Raw genomic sequence first — 13,338 nt, 5'->3', positions numbered from 1 at the left:
CCCTGGAGGGGTGACTTCACAGGTGTCGCCCAGGCCGGATGACGACGTCCTCGCTCCCGCTGACGGTGCTGCTCCCGCGCAGACGCGCTGGCTGGACGCCGAGGAGCAGAAGGCCTGGCGGGCGTGGCTGTACAGCACCACCCTGCTGCAGGACCGGCTGGAGCGGGACCTCACCCACTCCGCCGGCGTCTCGAGCGCCTACTACGAGATCCTCGTGCAGCTGTCCGAGGCGCCCGACCGGCGGATGCGGATGAGCCAGCTCGCCGACCGGTGCCTGGCCTCGCGCAGCCGGTTGTCACACGCGGTCTCGCGGCTCGAGGAGCGCGGCTGGGTGGCCCGCGAGGTGTGCGTCGAGGACGGCCGCGGCCAGCTCGCCGTCCTCACCGACGAGGGCATGACCGCGCTGGAGGAGGCCGCGCCGGTGCACGTGGCGAGCGTGCGCGAGCACCTGTTCGACCAGCTGTCGCCGGCCCAGATCGCGGCGATGCGCGACATCGGCGAGACGCTGCTGCGCCACCTCGACCCCCGCTGACGGCGCCGGCTCAGCCCGCCCAGACCTGCGCGACCCGCTCCAGCACCGCCGCCGCCTGCGCCCGGCCGGCGCGGGCGGCGGGCCCGCGGGCGGCGGGGTCGAGCACGTTCCGGCCGATGGCCGCCCGGCTGGCCCGGTCCGGCGACACCACGGCGACCCGGCCGGCCAGCCCGGCCACCTGCGCGTCCACGCCGGTCATCGGCCCGGCGCCGCGCGGCAGCGGGGCGATGACGACGACCCGGTCGCACCGGGCGGCGAGGTCGGCGTTGGCCGGGGACCGCATGCCGCCGTCCATGTACCGGTGTCCGTCGATGGTGACCGGCGGGTAGACGCCGGGGACGGCGCAGCTGGCGCCGACGGCCGCGACCAGCTCGACGCCCGAGGACCGGGTGAAGGTGGTGAACTCGCCGGAGTCGGCGTCGACCGCGGTGACGACGAGCGGCCGCTCGGGCCACGCGGACGAGTGCAGCGCCGCCGCGATGGCGGCCCGGCGCTCGGCCTCCGAGGGGGTGCGCCCGCGGTCGGCCGCGGTGCGGGCCACCCGGCCGACCCGCCGCCGGAAGGCGGCGTCGTCCTGGCGGGCGAGCACCATCGCCAGGCCGTACCGGGCGAGCGTGGCGCGGCCCAGCCGGGCCACGGGCGCAGGCGCCGGCGGCTCCAGCTGGCCGGCGAACAGCGCCTCGACGGGCGTGCCGCTGCGCAGCGCCGCGCCGACGACGGAGCCGGCCGAGGTGCCGACGACGAGGTCGGCGGTGCCCAGGTCGACCCCGGCCTCGGCCAGCCCGGCCAGGACCCCGATCTCCCAGGCGATGCCGGTGATGCCGCCGCCACCGAGGACCAGGGCCGTGCGCTGCGCGCTCACCACCCCATCCTCGCCCACGCCCCGGTCAGCGCGCCGGGCGCGAGAGGCGGGCCGGCCACCACCAGTTCGCCCGCCCGAGCAGCGCGACCAGCGCCGGCGTGAGCACCCCGCGCACCACCGTGGCGTCGAGCAGGATCCCCAGCGCGAGCGTGGTGGCGAAGATCTTCACGTCGACCACCGGCACCGTCGACAGGGCGACGAACGCGAGGAACAGGATCAGCGCCGCGGAGGTGACCAGCCGGCCGGTGTAGGCGATGCCGTGCACCGTCGCCTCCGGGGTGTCCATGCCCTCCTCGTGGCCCTCCCGGATGCGGGACAGGATGAAGACCTCGTAGTCCATGGACAGCCCGAACAGGAACGAGAAGGCCGCGATCGGCACCCAGAAGGTGAGCGTGCCGGTCGCCGTGGCGCCGAACAGCGTCTCGACCAGGTGCCCCTCCTGCCAGATCCAGACGGTCATCCCGTAGGCCGCGGCGACCGACACGACGTTGAGCACGAGCGCCTTCACCGGCAGCCACACCGACCGCAGCGCGCGGGCGAGCAGCACGAAGGTGATCGCGACGATGAGCAGCAGCACCCACCAGGCGTTGCCGTAGATCGCCTCGACCGAGTCGACGTCGCCGGCGGCGGTCCCGCCGACGACGGTGCCGGGCACGCTCGCGACGGCCGCGCGGACGGCGGCCAGGGTCTCCCGGCCGGTGTCGGTGGACGGGTCGCCGGCCAGGACGACGTCGACCAGCCCGGCGCCGCCGGCCTCCCAGCCCGGCCCGGACGGCGCGAGCACCGCGGCGACGCCCGGCACCCCGGAGACCGCGTCGGCGACGGCCGGGCGGTCGGCGGTGAGCACCTCCACCGGCCGGGCCACCCCGGCGGAGAGCCCGGCGTCGTCGAGCTGGCGGAACGCGGTCGCGGCTGGGGTGGACCCGGTCGCGGTGGCGGCCACCTCGGGCGAGCCGAGCCGGATGCCCAGGACCGGCAGCGCCAGCACGACCAGCACCGCGCCGGCCAGCACCGCGGCGACCACCCGGTGCCGGACGACGACCTCCCCCACCCGCCGCCAGGTGCGGCTCTCCGCGGCCGGCGGCCTCTTCCGCGGCCACTCCAGCCGGCGGCCGACCGTGACCAGCAGGACCGGCAGCAGGGTGAGCGCGACCAGCACGCTGACCAGCGGGATGAACAGCCCGCCGAAGCCGACGGTGCGCAGGAACGGCAGCGGCAGCACCACGAGCGACAGCAGGGAGATCGCGACGGTCACGCCGCTGAACACCACCGCCCGCCCCGCGGTGGCCATGGCGGTGCGCACCGCCTCCTCGTTCCCGGCCCCCGCGGCCCGCTCCTCGCGCCAGCGCATGACCACCAGCAGCGAGTAGTCGATCGCCACGCCCAGCCCGATCAACCCGACCAGGTACTGCACGATGAAGCTGACGTCGGTGACGGTGGTCAGCCCGAGCACCAGCAGGAACGTCGTGGTGATGGCGACGGCGGCCATCAGCAGCGGCAGCAGGGCCAGCAGCGAGCCGAACACCAGGGCCAGCACGACGATCGCACCGCCGGCGCCCAGCGCGATCTCGACGATGATCGGGCGCTCCTCGCCCCCGCCCTCGGCCAGCAGCGGGGTGCCGGTCACGACCGGGGCCCCGCCGGCGACGGTCACACCCGACAGCGCGCCCTCCAGCTCGGGCAGCGCGGCGGCGTACGGCGCGGCACCCGGGACGGTCGGCGGCCAGACCAGGGCGACCGCCGTCCGGCCGTCGGCAGCGACCAGCCCCTCGCCGCCGGGGTCGAGCGGGGTGGCCACCCGCCAGCCGGGCCGGGCCAGCCGGCCGTAGGCGGCGTCGAGCTCGTCGGCGGCGTCGGTGACCGTCGTCCCCTCGGGCAGGGCGACGGTCACCAGCAACGGGTCGACGGCGCCGCCGGTGCCCAGCTGCTCGGCGATGTCGACGTTGGCCTCGTACGCCGGCTGCCCCGGGGTGCTGAAGTCGAAGCCGAGCCGGCCCACGGTGGTGCCGGCCAGCGCGCCACCGGCGACGGCGAGCACGGCCCAGACCGCGATCACGAGCCGGCGGTGCGCGAGCACCCAGTCGGTGAGCCGGACCATCTGTCACTCCTCCACCGGGTGAGCATCAGGAGACTGATGCTCCTGCCACAACCTACGGTGTGCCCGTGGTCGGCGCACAGGCAGACCCGGCGCCCGAGCCGCCGGAGTGGGTGCCGCGCGACCCCGACCACCTCCCCGCCTACGCGCTGGCCCGCGCCGGCGCCGCGATGAACGACCTGTTCGCCCGGCACCTGGCCGCGGTCGGGCTGCGGCCGCACACGTTCGTGGTGCTGGTGCACCTGGTCCGGGCCGGGGCCGAGCCGCTGACCTCCGCGGAGCTGGCCCGCCGCCTGGAGATGACGCCGCAGAGCATGAGCGCGCTGCTCCACGGGCTGGTGGCGGCCGGCTGGGTCGAGCGCGACGAGGAGGTTCGCCGCGGGCAGCGGGTCGACGTCCGGGTCACCCCGGCCGGCCGGGACGCGCTGGCCTCGGCGACACCCGTGCTGGCCCACCTCGGCCGCCCGCAGACCCTCGGGCTGTCGGCGGAGGAGGCCGGGACGCTGCACGGCCTCCTGCAGCGGGTGCTCGCGGCCATCGACGCCGACCCCGGACCCGGAGCGTGAGCGGCCACGCCGCCCCTCGGGTCACTACTGTGCGTCCGGTGACCTGCGAGCCGCCGCCGTGCTGAGCGACGACCACAGCGGCGTCGCCCTGCCGCACCGCGAGGAGTCACCGGCCCGCCAGGTGGGGCGCCGGGTGTTCATCGCCTCGCTGACCCTGATCGCGACCGTGCTCATCGTCTACCTGGACCGCGACGGCTACCGCGACAACAACGGCGGCGAGCTCAGCCTGCTGGACGCCACCTACTACGCGACGGTCAGCCTCTCCACCACCGGCTACGGCGACATCGTCCCGGTATCCCCCAGCGCCCGGCTGATCAACATCATCGTGATCACGCCGCTGCGCGTGCTGTTCCTGCTCATCCTCATCGGGACCACCCTGGAGGCGCTCACCGCGCGCTCCCGGGAGGAGTTCCGGGTCCGACGCTGGAGGTCTCGCGTGCGCCAGCACGTCGTCGTGTGCGGCTACGGCACCAAGGGGCGCAGCGCCATCCGCGCCCTGCTCAGCACGGGCACCGACGCCGACCACATCGTCGTCGTCGACCCCGACCCGCGGGCGGTGGAGGAGGCGACCTCGGCCGGCCTCACCGCCGTCCTCGGCGACGCCGGACGGCGGGAGGTGCTGCGCCGGACGTCGGTGGAGAAGGCCCGCGCCGTCGTGGTCGCGGCCGACCGCGACGACGCCTCGGTGCTGATCACCCTCACCGTGCGCCAGCTCAACCCGACCGTGCCGATCACCGCGACGGTGCGCGAGGAGGAGAACGCCAGCCTGCTGCGGCAGTCCGGGGCCGACACGGTCATCACCTCCTCGGCGACGTCGGGCCGACTGCTGGGCCTGGCGACCGACTCCCCCGCCGTCGTCTCGGTGGTCGAGGACCTGCTGACCAGCGGCCGCGGACTCGACCTGCAGCAGCGCGCGGTCACCCAGCACGAAGTGGGCCTGGGCCCGCGGCAGCTGACCGACGTCGTCCTGTCCGTGGGGCGTGGCGGGCGGACGCTGCGGTTCGACGACCCGGTGATCGGCACGCTGCAGAGCGAGGACGTGCTCGTGGTGGTCAAGGCCCACGGACGGGGCGTCCCGGGCGTCTGAAGGTGCCGCCCCACCGGGTGGGACACCACTGGAGTTGCCGCGTGCACCGGCCCGCCGAAGACTCGCCGGGTGAGCGAACAGGTCAGCGACACCACGGCAGGCAGCGAGGGCACCGCCCTCGAGCGGGCGATCAGCGGCAGGCTGCTCTACGTCTTCATCCTCGGCGACGTGCTCGGCGCGGGGATCTACGCCCTGGTCGGGGAGATCGCCGGCGAGGTGGGCGGTGCGATCTGGGTGCCGATGCTGGTCGCCCTCCTGCTGGCCCTGCTCACCGCGGCCAGCTACGCCGAGCTGGTCACCAAGTACCCCCGCGCCGGCGGCTCCGCCGTCTTCGCCGAGCGGGCCTTCCGGCGCCCGGTGGTCTCGTTCCTGGTCGGCTACTGCATGCTCGCCGCCGGCGTCGTGAGCGCGGCCGGGCTGGCGCTCGCCTTCGCCGGCGACTACCTGTCGGTGTTCCTCGACGTGCCCGCCGTGCCGGCGGCACTGGTGTTCCTGCTGGTCGTCGCGCTGCTCAACGCCCGCGGGATCAAGGAGTCCATGCGGGCCAACCTGGTGATGACCGTCATCGAGGTCTCCGGGCTGGTGCTGGTCGTGGTGCTCGGCGCCATCGTGTTCGGCCGCGGCGACGGCGACGTCGGCCGGGTCGTGGAGTTCCCCGCCGGGGTCTCCGCCGGCTCGGCGGTGCTGGCCGCGGCGATCCTGGCCTACTACTCCTTCGTCGGGTTCGAGACCTCGGCCAACGTCGCCGAGGAGGTCCGCGACGTCAGCCGGGTGTACCCGCGGGCGCTGTTCGGCGCGCTGCTCACGGCGGGCGTGGTCTACGTGGCCATCGGGCTGGTCGCCGCGATCGTGCTGCCCACCGACGAGCTCGCCGGCTCGACGGGCCCGCTGCTGGAGGTCGTGCGGGCCACCGGGCTCGGTGTCCCCGACCAGCTGTTCAGCGCGATCGCGCTGATCGCCGTCGCCAACGGCGCGCTGCTGACGATGATCATGGCCAGCCGGATGGTCTTCGGGCTCGCCGAGCAGCGCCTGCTCCCGCCGGTGCTCGGCGCCGTCCTGCCGGGCCGGCGCACCCCGTGGGTGGCGATCGCGGTCACCACCGTCGTGGCGATGGCGCTGACCCTCATCGGCGACCTCGGGGCGCTGGCCAACATCGTCGTCCTGCTGCTCCTGCTGGTCTTCCTGAGCACGAACACCGCGGTGCTGGTGCTGCGCCGCGACCCGGTGGACCACCGCCACTTCACCGCCCCGGCCGTCGTGCCGGTGCTGGCGATCGGGTCCTGCCTGCTGCTGCTCTGGAAGCAGGAGGCGACGACCTGGCTGTGGGCCGGGGTGCTGCTGGCCGCCGGGGTGCTGCTCCACCTGCTGGCGCAGGCCCCCTGGTGGGGCGGCGACCGGTCGCGGCCGGGCGGGCGCGCCGCCGCCGGACGAGACTGAGGCGTGACGGTCAACGACCGTCGCGTGAAGAACTCGTGAACTGTGCCGGGCCGGGTGCCGGTGCCCCCCCTCTGCGGGGTGAGGATGCTGACCACCGGCGAGAGGAGCCCCGCAGATGACGCTGTCCCAGCCCAGCGCAGTCGAGATCGGGCTGATGTCCGGGCGTGCGGGCTACGTGCTGCGGGCCAACGACCGGGGCGCCTTCACGGTAGCCTCGCCCACCCTCTACCCGCACATGTGGAGCTGGGACGCCGGCTTCGTCGCCCTGGGCATCGCCACCGTGTCGGTGCCGCGGGCGCTCAACGAGCTGCGCAGCCTGCTGTCGGGCCAGTGGTCGACCGGGATGATCCCGCACATCCTGTTCCACCAGCCCAGCGACTACTTCCCCGGGCCCGAGCGCTGGCGCACCCAGGTGGCCGCGGCCCGCCCGGCCGGGGTGCTCACCTCGGGCATCTGCCAGCCGCCGATCCACGTGATCGCGCTGTCGCGGATCCTGCACGACGCCCGGCGCAAGGGCGGCGCGGACCAGGAGCTGGCCGAGGAGTTCGTGCGGGAGACCTTCGACGCGTGGCTGGCCTGGCACTCCTACCTGGCCACCGCCCGCGACCCGTACTCCTACGGCCTGGTGGAGATCCACCACGGCTGGGAGTCCGGGATGGACGACTCCCCGCGCTGGGACGCCCCGTACGCGAACGTGCACCCGCAGCCGGACATGCCGCCCTTCGTCCGCGCCGACCTCGCGCACGTCGCCGACCCCTCCCAGCGGCCCAGCGACGCCGAGTACGCGAAGTACCTGTGGCTGCTGGAGCAGAAGGTCCGGGCCCGCTACGACGACGCGGTCTACCGCGCGACCGGCGACTTCGTCATGGGCGACGTCCTGGTCTCCGCGCTGCTCGCCGCGGCCAGCGACCTGCTCGCCGACATGGGCGAGGAGCTGGGCATCGGCGGCGGGGCCGCCGGCGGGGTGGAGCAGTCGCGGGCGATCGCCCGCCGGTTCCGCACCGGCGTGCTGCGCTCGGTGAACCCCGAGACGGGGCTGGCCCGCGACCTGGACCTGCGCACCGGCACCTGGCTGGACGTCGAGAGCGCGGCCGGGTTCGCCCCGCTGCTGTGCGGCGGCGACGACGCGCTCACCCGCCGCCAGCGCGACCTGTTGCTGGGCCCCCGCTGGTGCGGCAACTCGCGGCTGCGCTGGCCGGTGGTGCCCTCGGTCTCCCCCGCCTCGCCCGCCTTCCGCGAGCAGACGTACTGGCGCGGGCCGCAGTGGCCGGTGCTCAACTGGCTGATGGCCTGGGCGCTCAACCGGTCCGGCGAGCCGGAGGCGGCCAACCAGCTGCGGCTGGGCGGGCTCAGCCAGCTCGTCGACTGCGACTTCGCCGAGTACTACCAGCCGGTCACCGGCGAGACCCTGGGCAGCCGCGACCAGTCCTGGACGGCGGCGATCGCGCTGGACTTCCTGGCCGCCCGCCGCCCCGCGCAGCGCCGTCCGGTGCGGTGGCTGACCAGCGAGCTGCCGCGGATCACCCCGGCCCAGCGGGCTGCCGACCTGACCGCCCGCCCGCCGCGCACCCGCGGCCCGGCGACGACCCCGGAGATGCCCCGCACGCCCTGAGGACCGGTACCCGTCGGCGGCACCGGGGACCGCCCGGTGACCACCTCGGGCTGGTGGGGGTCGTCCTGCACGGACGACCACCACCAGCCCGGGGTGGCGAGCTCAGGGGCGCGGGTTGGGGCTCTGGGTCAGCGCCGGGTCGGTGGCCGCCACCGGGGCGAGCACCTCGTCGATGCGGGCCTTGACGTCGGCGTCGAGCTTCACGCCGGCGGCCTTGACGTTGTCGGCGACCTGCTCGGGGCGGCTGGCGCCGATGATCGCCGCGGCGACGTTCTCCTCGGTGAGCACCCAGGCGACGGCGAGCGCGGCCATCGACAGGCCGAGGTCCTCGGCGATCGGCTTGAGCTCCTGCACGCGGGTCAGCACGTCGTCGTCGTTGGCCCAGCGGGCGATGAAGTTGGCGCCGCCGCCCTTCTCGTCGGTGGCCCGGGAGCCGGCCGGCGCGGGCTGGCCCGGTAGGTACTTGCCGGTCAGGATGCCCTGGGCGATGGGCGAGAACACGATCTGGCTGATGCCCAGCTCGCGGCTGGCCGGGATGACCTCGGCCTCGATGACCCGGTGCAGCGCGGAGTACTGCGGCTGGTTGGACACCAGCGGGACCTTCAGCTCGTCGGCCAGCGCCTTGCCGGCGCGGATCTGGTCGGCGGTCCACTCCGAGACGCCGATGTAGAGGGCCTTGCCGCTGCGGACGACGTCGGCGAAGGCGAGCATCGTCTCCTCCAGCGGCGTCTCGAAGTCGTAGCGGTGCGCCTGGTAGAGGTCGAGGTAGTCGGTGCCCAGCCGCTGCAGCGAGCCGTCGATCGACTCCAGGACGTGCTTGCGGGACAGGCCGCGGTCGTTGGCGCCCGGGCCGGTGGGCCAGTAGACCTTGCTGAAGATCTCGATGCCGCCGCGGCGCTCGCCGGCCAGCGCCTGGCCCAGCACCGTCTCGGCCCGGCCCCCGGCGTAGACGTCGGCGGTGTCGAAGGTGGTGATGCCGGCGTCGAGCGCGGCCCGCACGCAGGCGGTGGCGGCGTCAGCCTCGACCTGCCCGCCGTGGGTGATCCAGTTGCCGTAGGTGATCTCGCTGATCTTGAGGCCGCTGTGGCCCAGGTGTCGGAACTCCATGGGCTCTGTCTACCGCCGCCCGCTGGTCTCCACGAACGGAGGCCCGACACCGGATCGTGACCTGGATCTCGCCGACGTGCTGAACCGTTCGGTCGTCACGCTCCGAAGACTCTGCGTGACCACCACCGAGCAGTCGACGGCCCCCGCCGGAGGGCAGCACACCGCCCCGACGGCCGGCCGCGGCGTCCGCCGCCTCCTGGCCGCGCTCGCCGGGCTGCTCGCCGCCGGGGTCGCCCTCGGCATCGCCGAGCTGTTCGCCGGCTTCATCGGCGCGGCGTCCTCGCCGGTCATCGCGGTCGGCAACGCGGCGATCACGCTGACCCCCGAGCCGGTCAAGCAGTTCGCCATCAGCACCTTCGGCGAGGACGACAAGATCGCCCTGGTCGTCGGGACGCTGCTCGTCATCGCGCTGTACGCCGTGGTCATCGGCCTGGTCGGGCTGCGCAGCCGCCGTCTCGGCGTGGCCGGCATCGCCGTCTTCGGCCTGGTCGGCGTGGTCGCCGCGGTCACCCGCCCCGCGGGCGGCCTGTTCGACGCGGTGCCCTCCCTGGTCGGCGCCGTCGCCGGCAGCGTGGCGCTGCTGGCCCTGCTGCGGCCGCTCACCCTCCCGACCTCCCCGGTCACCCGCGCCACCACCGTCGAGCCCCAGGACGACGTCGCGGCCGACGACGGCCTGCTCGGCCGGCTGCGCGAGGTGCTGGGCTCCGGTGACCGCAAGGGCGCCGGGCTCGACCGCCGCGGGTTCCTGCTCACCAGCGGTGTCGCGGTCGGCGTGACCGCGGTCGCCGGTGGCGGCGGCCGGCTGCTGCAGCGGCGCTTCGACGTCGCCGGCGCCCGGTCCGAGCTGGCCCTGCCCACCCCGGCCTCTCCCGCCCCGGCGCTCCCGGCCGGCGCCGACCTGTCGGCGGGCGTCGAGGGCCTCACCCCGCTGTTCACCGACAACCGCGAGTTCTACCGCGTCGACACCGCCATCACGGTGCCGCAGATCCGGCCGGCGGAGTACTCGCTGGAGCTGACCGGGATGTTCGACAGCCCGCGCAGCTTCTCCCTCGACGACCTGCTGGGCCGCAGCGACCTCATCGAGCGGGACATCACGCTCACCTGCGTCTCCAACGAGGTCGGCGGCGGGCTCGCCGGCACCGCCCGCTGGCTCGGCGTCCCGCTGGGCGCCTTCCTCCGGGAGAACGGCGTGCAGGACGGCAGCGACCAGCTGGTCTGCCGCTCGGTCGACGGCATGACCATCGGCGCGCCCACCCGCTCGGCCCTCGACGTCCCCGACGCCATGCTCGCCATCGGCATGAACGGCGAGCCGCTGCCGGTCGAGCACGGGTTCCCGGTCCGCATGCTAATCCCGGGCCTGTACGGCTACGTCTCGGCCTGCAAGTGGATCACCGGCATCGAGGCCAGCACCTACAGCGCCTTCGACGCCTACTGGACCGAGCGCGACTGGGCGGCCCAGGGGCCGATCAAGGTCGCCTCCCGCATCGACACCCCCGCCCCGCTGCGCCGCTTCCCCGCCGGCCGGCGCGCCATCGCCGGCGTGGCCTGGGCCCAGACCCGCGGCATCGCGATGGTCGAGGTCAAGGTCGACGACGGCGAGTGGCTGCCCGCCGAGCTCTCCCCCGAGCTCGACGCCGACCTGTGGCGCCAGTGGGTCCTGCCCTTCGACTTCACCCCCGGGTCGCACTCGGTCACCGTCCGCGCCACCAGCGCGGACGGCGAGCTGCAGACCGACGCCCGCGCCACCCCGTTCCCCAACGGCTCCAGCGGCTGGCACCAGATCGTGGTCGTCGCCAGCTGATGCATCCGGATCGGTTGCGGGCGACGAACACCTCCTGACACCCGCAGACGACCCACCCCACAGACCGCGTCCCCGACACCCGCCGAGGACGTACCCGGCCGCTCCCTGCGGTCGGTCGCACCACACCGTGACGGCCCTGTCCCCGCCGTCGCACGACTGACGAGGAGCACCACCGTGAAGAGCAACCTCCTGACCCGCGGCGCCATGATCGCTGCCGTCTCCGGCCTGGCCCTCTCCATGAGCGCATGTGGTGGCGCCGAGGACGCGGCCTCCAGCGCGACGTCCGCCGCCAGCAGCGCCGCCGGCGGCATGACCAGCGAGTCGCCGTCCTCCAGCAGCAGCGCCCCCATGACCAGCGCCGCCGCTGACGCCGAGCCCTTCGGCCCCGGCTGCGCCCTGGTCCCCGCCGACGGCGCGGGCAGCTTCGCCGGCATGACCGCCGACCCGGTCGCCACCGCCGCCAGCAACAACCCGGTGCTCTCCACCCTGGTCCAGGCCGTCACCGCCGCCGAGCTCGGCGACACGCTGAACTCGGCCCAGGACATCACCGTGCTGGCCCCGGCCAACCCGGCGTTCGAGGCCGTCCCGGCCGACGCGCTCCAGGCCCTGCTGGCCGACAAGGCCCAGCTGACCACGGTGCTCACCCACCACGTCATCGAGGGTCGCCTGACCCCGGAGGAGCTGGCCGGCACGCACACCACGCTCGCCGGTGACGAGGTCACCATCGAGGGTTCCGGCGAGGAGTTCACCATCGCCGGCGCCGACACCGTCGTGAAGGCGGCCGACGCCAACGTGATCTGCGGCAACGTGCAGACCGCCAACGCGACCGTCTACATCATCGACCAGGTGCTCGCCCCGGCCGCCTGATCCACGGCGCACGAGAGCCCGGCAGGTCACCGACCTGCCGGGCTCTCGGCCGTCCGGGGCCGGTCGGGCGGGCCCGACCGCGCAGGTGGCGCCAGGGCCACCCCGGCCGGGCACCCTGCGGGATCGATCGGCACGAGTGGTGCGGACACGCTCGAGGAGTCCGCACCAGCCCCGCCGTGAGGAGCACCCCGTGACCCCCGCCCACCGCACCTCCGCCCGCCGCACCTGGGCCGCCCTCCTGGTCGGCGCCGCCGCCGTCACCGGTCTCGGCGTCATTGGCACCACCCCGGCCGACGCCACCGACGCGGCCCGGCCGCACCAGCCCGACGCCGTCCAGACCGAGCTCGACGCCCTGGTCGGCCCAGGCGGCTTCCCCGGTGCGCTCGCCGCCGTGCAGGACGAGCGCGGCCTGCGCGACTACACCGCCGGCGTCGGGGACCTCGCCACCGGCGCGCCCGTCCCGGTCGACGGGCAGGTGCGGGTGGCCAGCAACACCAAGACCTTCACCGCGGCCGTCGTCCTGCAGCTGGTCGGCGAGGGCCGGGTCGACCTGGACGCCCCGGTCGAGACGTACCTGCCCGGCCTGGTGCGCGGCGCGGGCGGCGACGGGCGGGAGATCACCGTGCGCCAGCTGCTGCAGCACACCAGCGGCCTGCCCGACTACGACGACGTCCTGGTCGCCGACTTCCTCGCCGTCCAGCACCGCTACGTCGAGCCGCACCAGCTGCTCGACGTCGCGCTCCCCCGCCCCGCGCTGTTCGCGCCCGGCACCAGCTGGGAGTACAGCAACACCAACTACGTGCTGGCCGGGCTGCTCGTCCAGGAGGTGACCGGCCGGCCGATCGGTGAGGAGATCACCCGCCGGGTCATCGAGCCGCTCGGGCTGACCGGCACCTACTGGCCGGGTGAGGGCGAGCAGGAGCTGCGCGGCGAGCACCCGCACGGCTACCACAGGGCCGCACCCGGCGACGAGTACACCGACGTGACGGTGCAGGACCCCTCGTTCGGCTGGGCGGCCGGCCAGCTGGTCTCCACGCCCCGCGACATGCTGGCCTTCTCCACCGGCCTCCTCGACGGCCGGCTGCTGAGCCCGGAGCTGCTCGCCGAGATGCAGACCGTCGTCCCCGCGCCCAGCGCCACCCCGCGCGGCGACGAGTCCTACGGCCTGGGGCTGCAGACGTTCACGCTCAGCTGCGGAGGCACGGCCTGGACCCACGGCGGCGACATCCCCGGCGCCGAGACCCGCAGCGCGGTGACGACCGACGGCCGCGGCGCGTTCGTCGCCGTCACCGCCCTGCCGACCGACCTCCAAGGCGTCACCGACGTCGAGGACGCCGTCGACGCCGCCATCTGCAACTGAGGCGCTCCGCGC

General features: G+C 74.8%; 11 protein-coding genes. 8 read left to right on the top strand and 3 right to left on the bottom strand.

Going from position 1 to position 13,338, the window contains the following annotated elements:
* Positions 1-10 precede the first annotated feature (10 nt).
* Positions 11-532 carry a MarR family winged helix-turn-helix transcriptional regulator gene (locus ACGBYP_RS01350; protein ID WP_411581470.1) on the top strand — a complete coding sequence of 174 codons (522 nt, stop codon included), beginning with the start codon at positions 11-13 and terminating at the stop codon, positions 530-532.
* A gap of 10 nt (positions 533-542) precedes the next feature.
* Here ACGBYP_RS01350 and ACGBYP_RS01345 read toward each other — a convergent pair whose 3' ends face one another.
* Positions 543-1,394: a patatin-like phospholipase family protein gene (locus ACGBYP_RS01345; RefSeq protein WP_411581469.1), complete on the bottom strand. Its 852-nt coding sequence runs from the start codon at positions 1,392-1,394 to the stop codon at positions 543-545.
* A 25-nt stretch (positions 1,395-1,419) separates the two neighbouring features.
* Entirely contained in the window at positions 1,420-3,492 is a 2,073-nt protein-coding gene (locus ACGBYP_RS01340; RefSeq protein WP_411581468.1) for an MMPL family transporter, read from the bottom strand.
* A 65-nt stretch (positions 3,493-3,557) separates the two neighbouring features.
* On the opposite strand from ACGBYP_RS01340, the gene ACGBYP_RS01335 reads away from it, so the two are divergent.
* The 4 genes from ACGBYP_RS01335 (at position 3,558) to ggh (ending at position 8,191) form a co-directional block, all read left to right on the top strand.
* Positions 3,558-4,055 carry a MarR family winged helix-turn-helix transcriptional regulator gene (locus ACGBYP_RS01335; protein ID WP_411581467.1) on the top strand — a complete coding sequence of 166 codons (498 nt, stop codon included), beginning with the start codon at positions 3,558-3,560 and terminating at the stop codon, positions 4,053-4,055.
* A 58-nt stretch (positions 4,056-4,113) separates the two neighbouring features.
* Complete coding sequence (locus ACGBYP_RS01330; protein ID WP_411581466.1) at positions 4,114-5,142, top strand: potassium channel family protein; 1,029 nt, start codon at positions 4,114-4,116, stop codon at positions 5,140-5,142.
* A 69-nt stretch (positions 5,143-5,211) separates the two neighbouring features.
* Entirely contained in the window at positions 5,212-6,579 is a 1,368-nt protein-coding gene (locus ACGBYP_RS01325; protein ID WP_411581465.1) for an APC family permease, read from the top strand.
* 115 nt (positions 6,580-6,694) lie between these two features.
* A complete protein-coding gene (gene ggh, locus ACGBYP_RS01320) occupies positions 6,695-8,191 on the top strand; it encodes a glucosylglycerate hydrolase (protein WP_411581464.1) in 1,497 nt (498 codons plus the stop codon).
* A gap of 102 nt (positions 8,192-8,293) precedes the next feature.
* Here the strand turns inward: ggh and ACGBYP_RS01315 are convergent, their stop codons facing one another.
* Positions 8,294-9,298 carry an aldo/keto reductase family protein gene (locus tag ACGBYP_RS01315; protein ID WP_411581463.1) on the bottom strand — a complete coding sequence of 335 codons (1,005 nt, stop codon included), beginning with the start codon at positions 9,296-9,298 and terminating at the stop codon, positions 8,294-8,296.
* 115 nt (positions 9,299-9,413) lie between these two features.
* On the opposite strand from ACGBYP_RS01315, the gene ACGBYP_RS01310 reads away from it, so the two are divergent.
* From ACGBYP_RS01310 to ACGBYP_RS01300, 3 genes are all read left to right on the top strand, one after another.
* Positions 9,414-11,099, top strand: a complete 1,686-nt coding sequence (locus tag ACGBYP_RS01310) for a molybdopterin-dependent oxidoreductase (protein ID WP_411581462.1) — start codon at positions 9,414-9,416, stop codon at positions 11,097-11,099.
* Between the two features lie 174 nt (positions 11,100-11,273).
* Positions 11,274-11,966 carry a fasciclin domain-containing protein gene (locus ACGBYP_RS01305; RefSeq protein WP_411581461.1) on the top strand — a complete coding sequence of 231 codons (693 nt, stop codon included), beginning with the start codon at positions 11,274-11,276 and terminating at the stop codon, positions 11,964-11,966.
* A gap of 190 nt (positions 11,967-12,156) precedes the next feature.
* Positions 12,157-13,326: a serine hydrolase domain-containing protein gene (locus tag ACGBYP_RS01300; protein WP_411581460.1), complete on the top strand. Its 1,170-nt coding sequence runs from the start codon at positions 12,157-12,159 to the stop codon at positions 13,324-13,326.
* Positions 13,327-13,338 lie beyond the last annotated feature (12 nt).

This window comes from Modestobacter sp. SSW1-42, from assembly GCF_046635825.1.
Taxonomy (GTDB): Bacteria; Actinomycetota; Actinomycetes; order Mycobacteriales; family Geodermatophilaceae; genus Modestobacter.
The sequence above is the reverse complement of the archived record's forward strand: the minus strand, read 5'-3'. Positions and strand labels throughout refer to the sequence as shown.

What these genes read in the sequence shown, in the direction of transcription:
- ACGBYP_RS01340 (WP_411581468.1), bottom strand. Translation starts at nt 3,492, where the DNA reads ATGGTCCGGCTCACCGACTGGGTGCTCGCGCACCGCCGGCTCGTGATC.
- ggh (WP_411581464.1), top strand. Translation starts at nt 6,695, where the DNA reads ATGACGCTGTCCCAGCCCAGCGCAGTCGAGATCGGGCTGATGTCCGGG.
- ACGBYP_RS01315 (WP_411581463.1), bottom strand. Translation starts at nt 9,298, where the DNA reads ATGGAGTTCCGACACCTGGGCCACAGCGGCCTCAAGATCAGCGAGATC.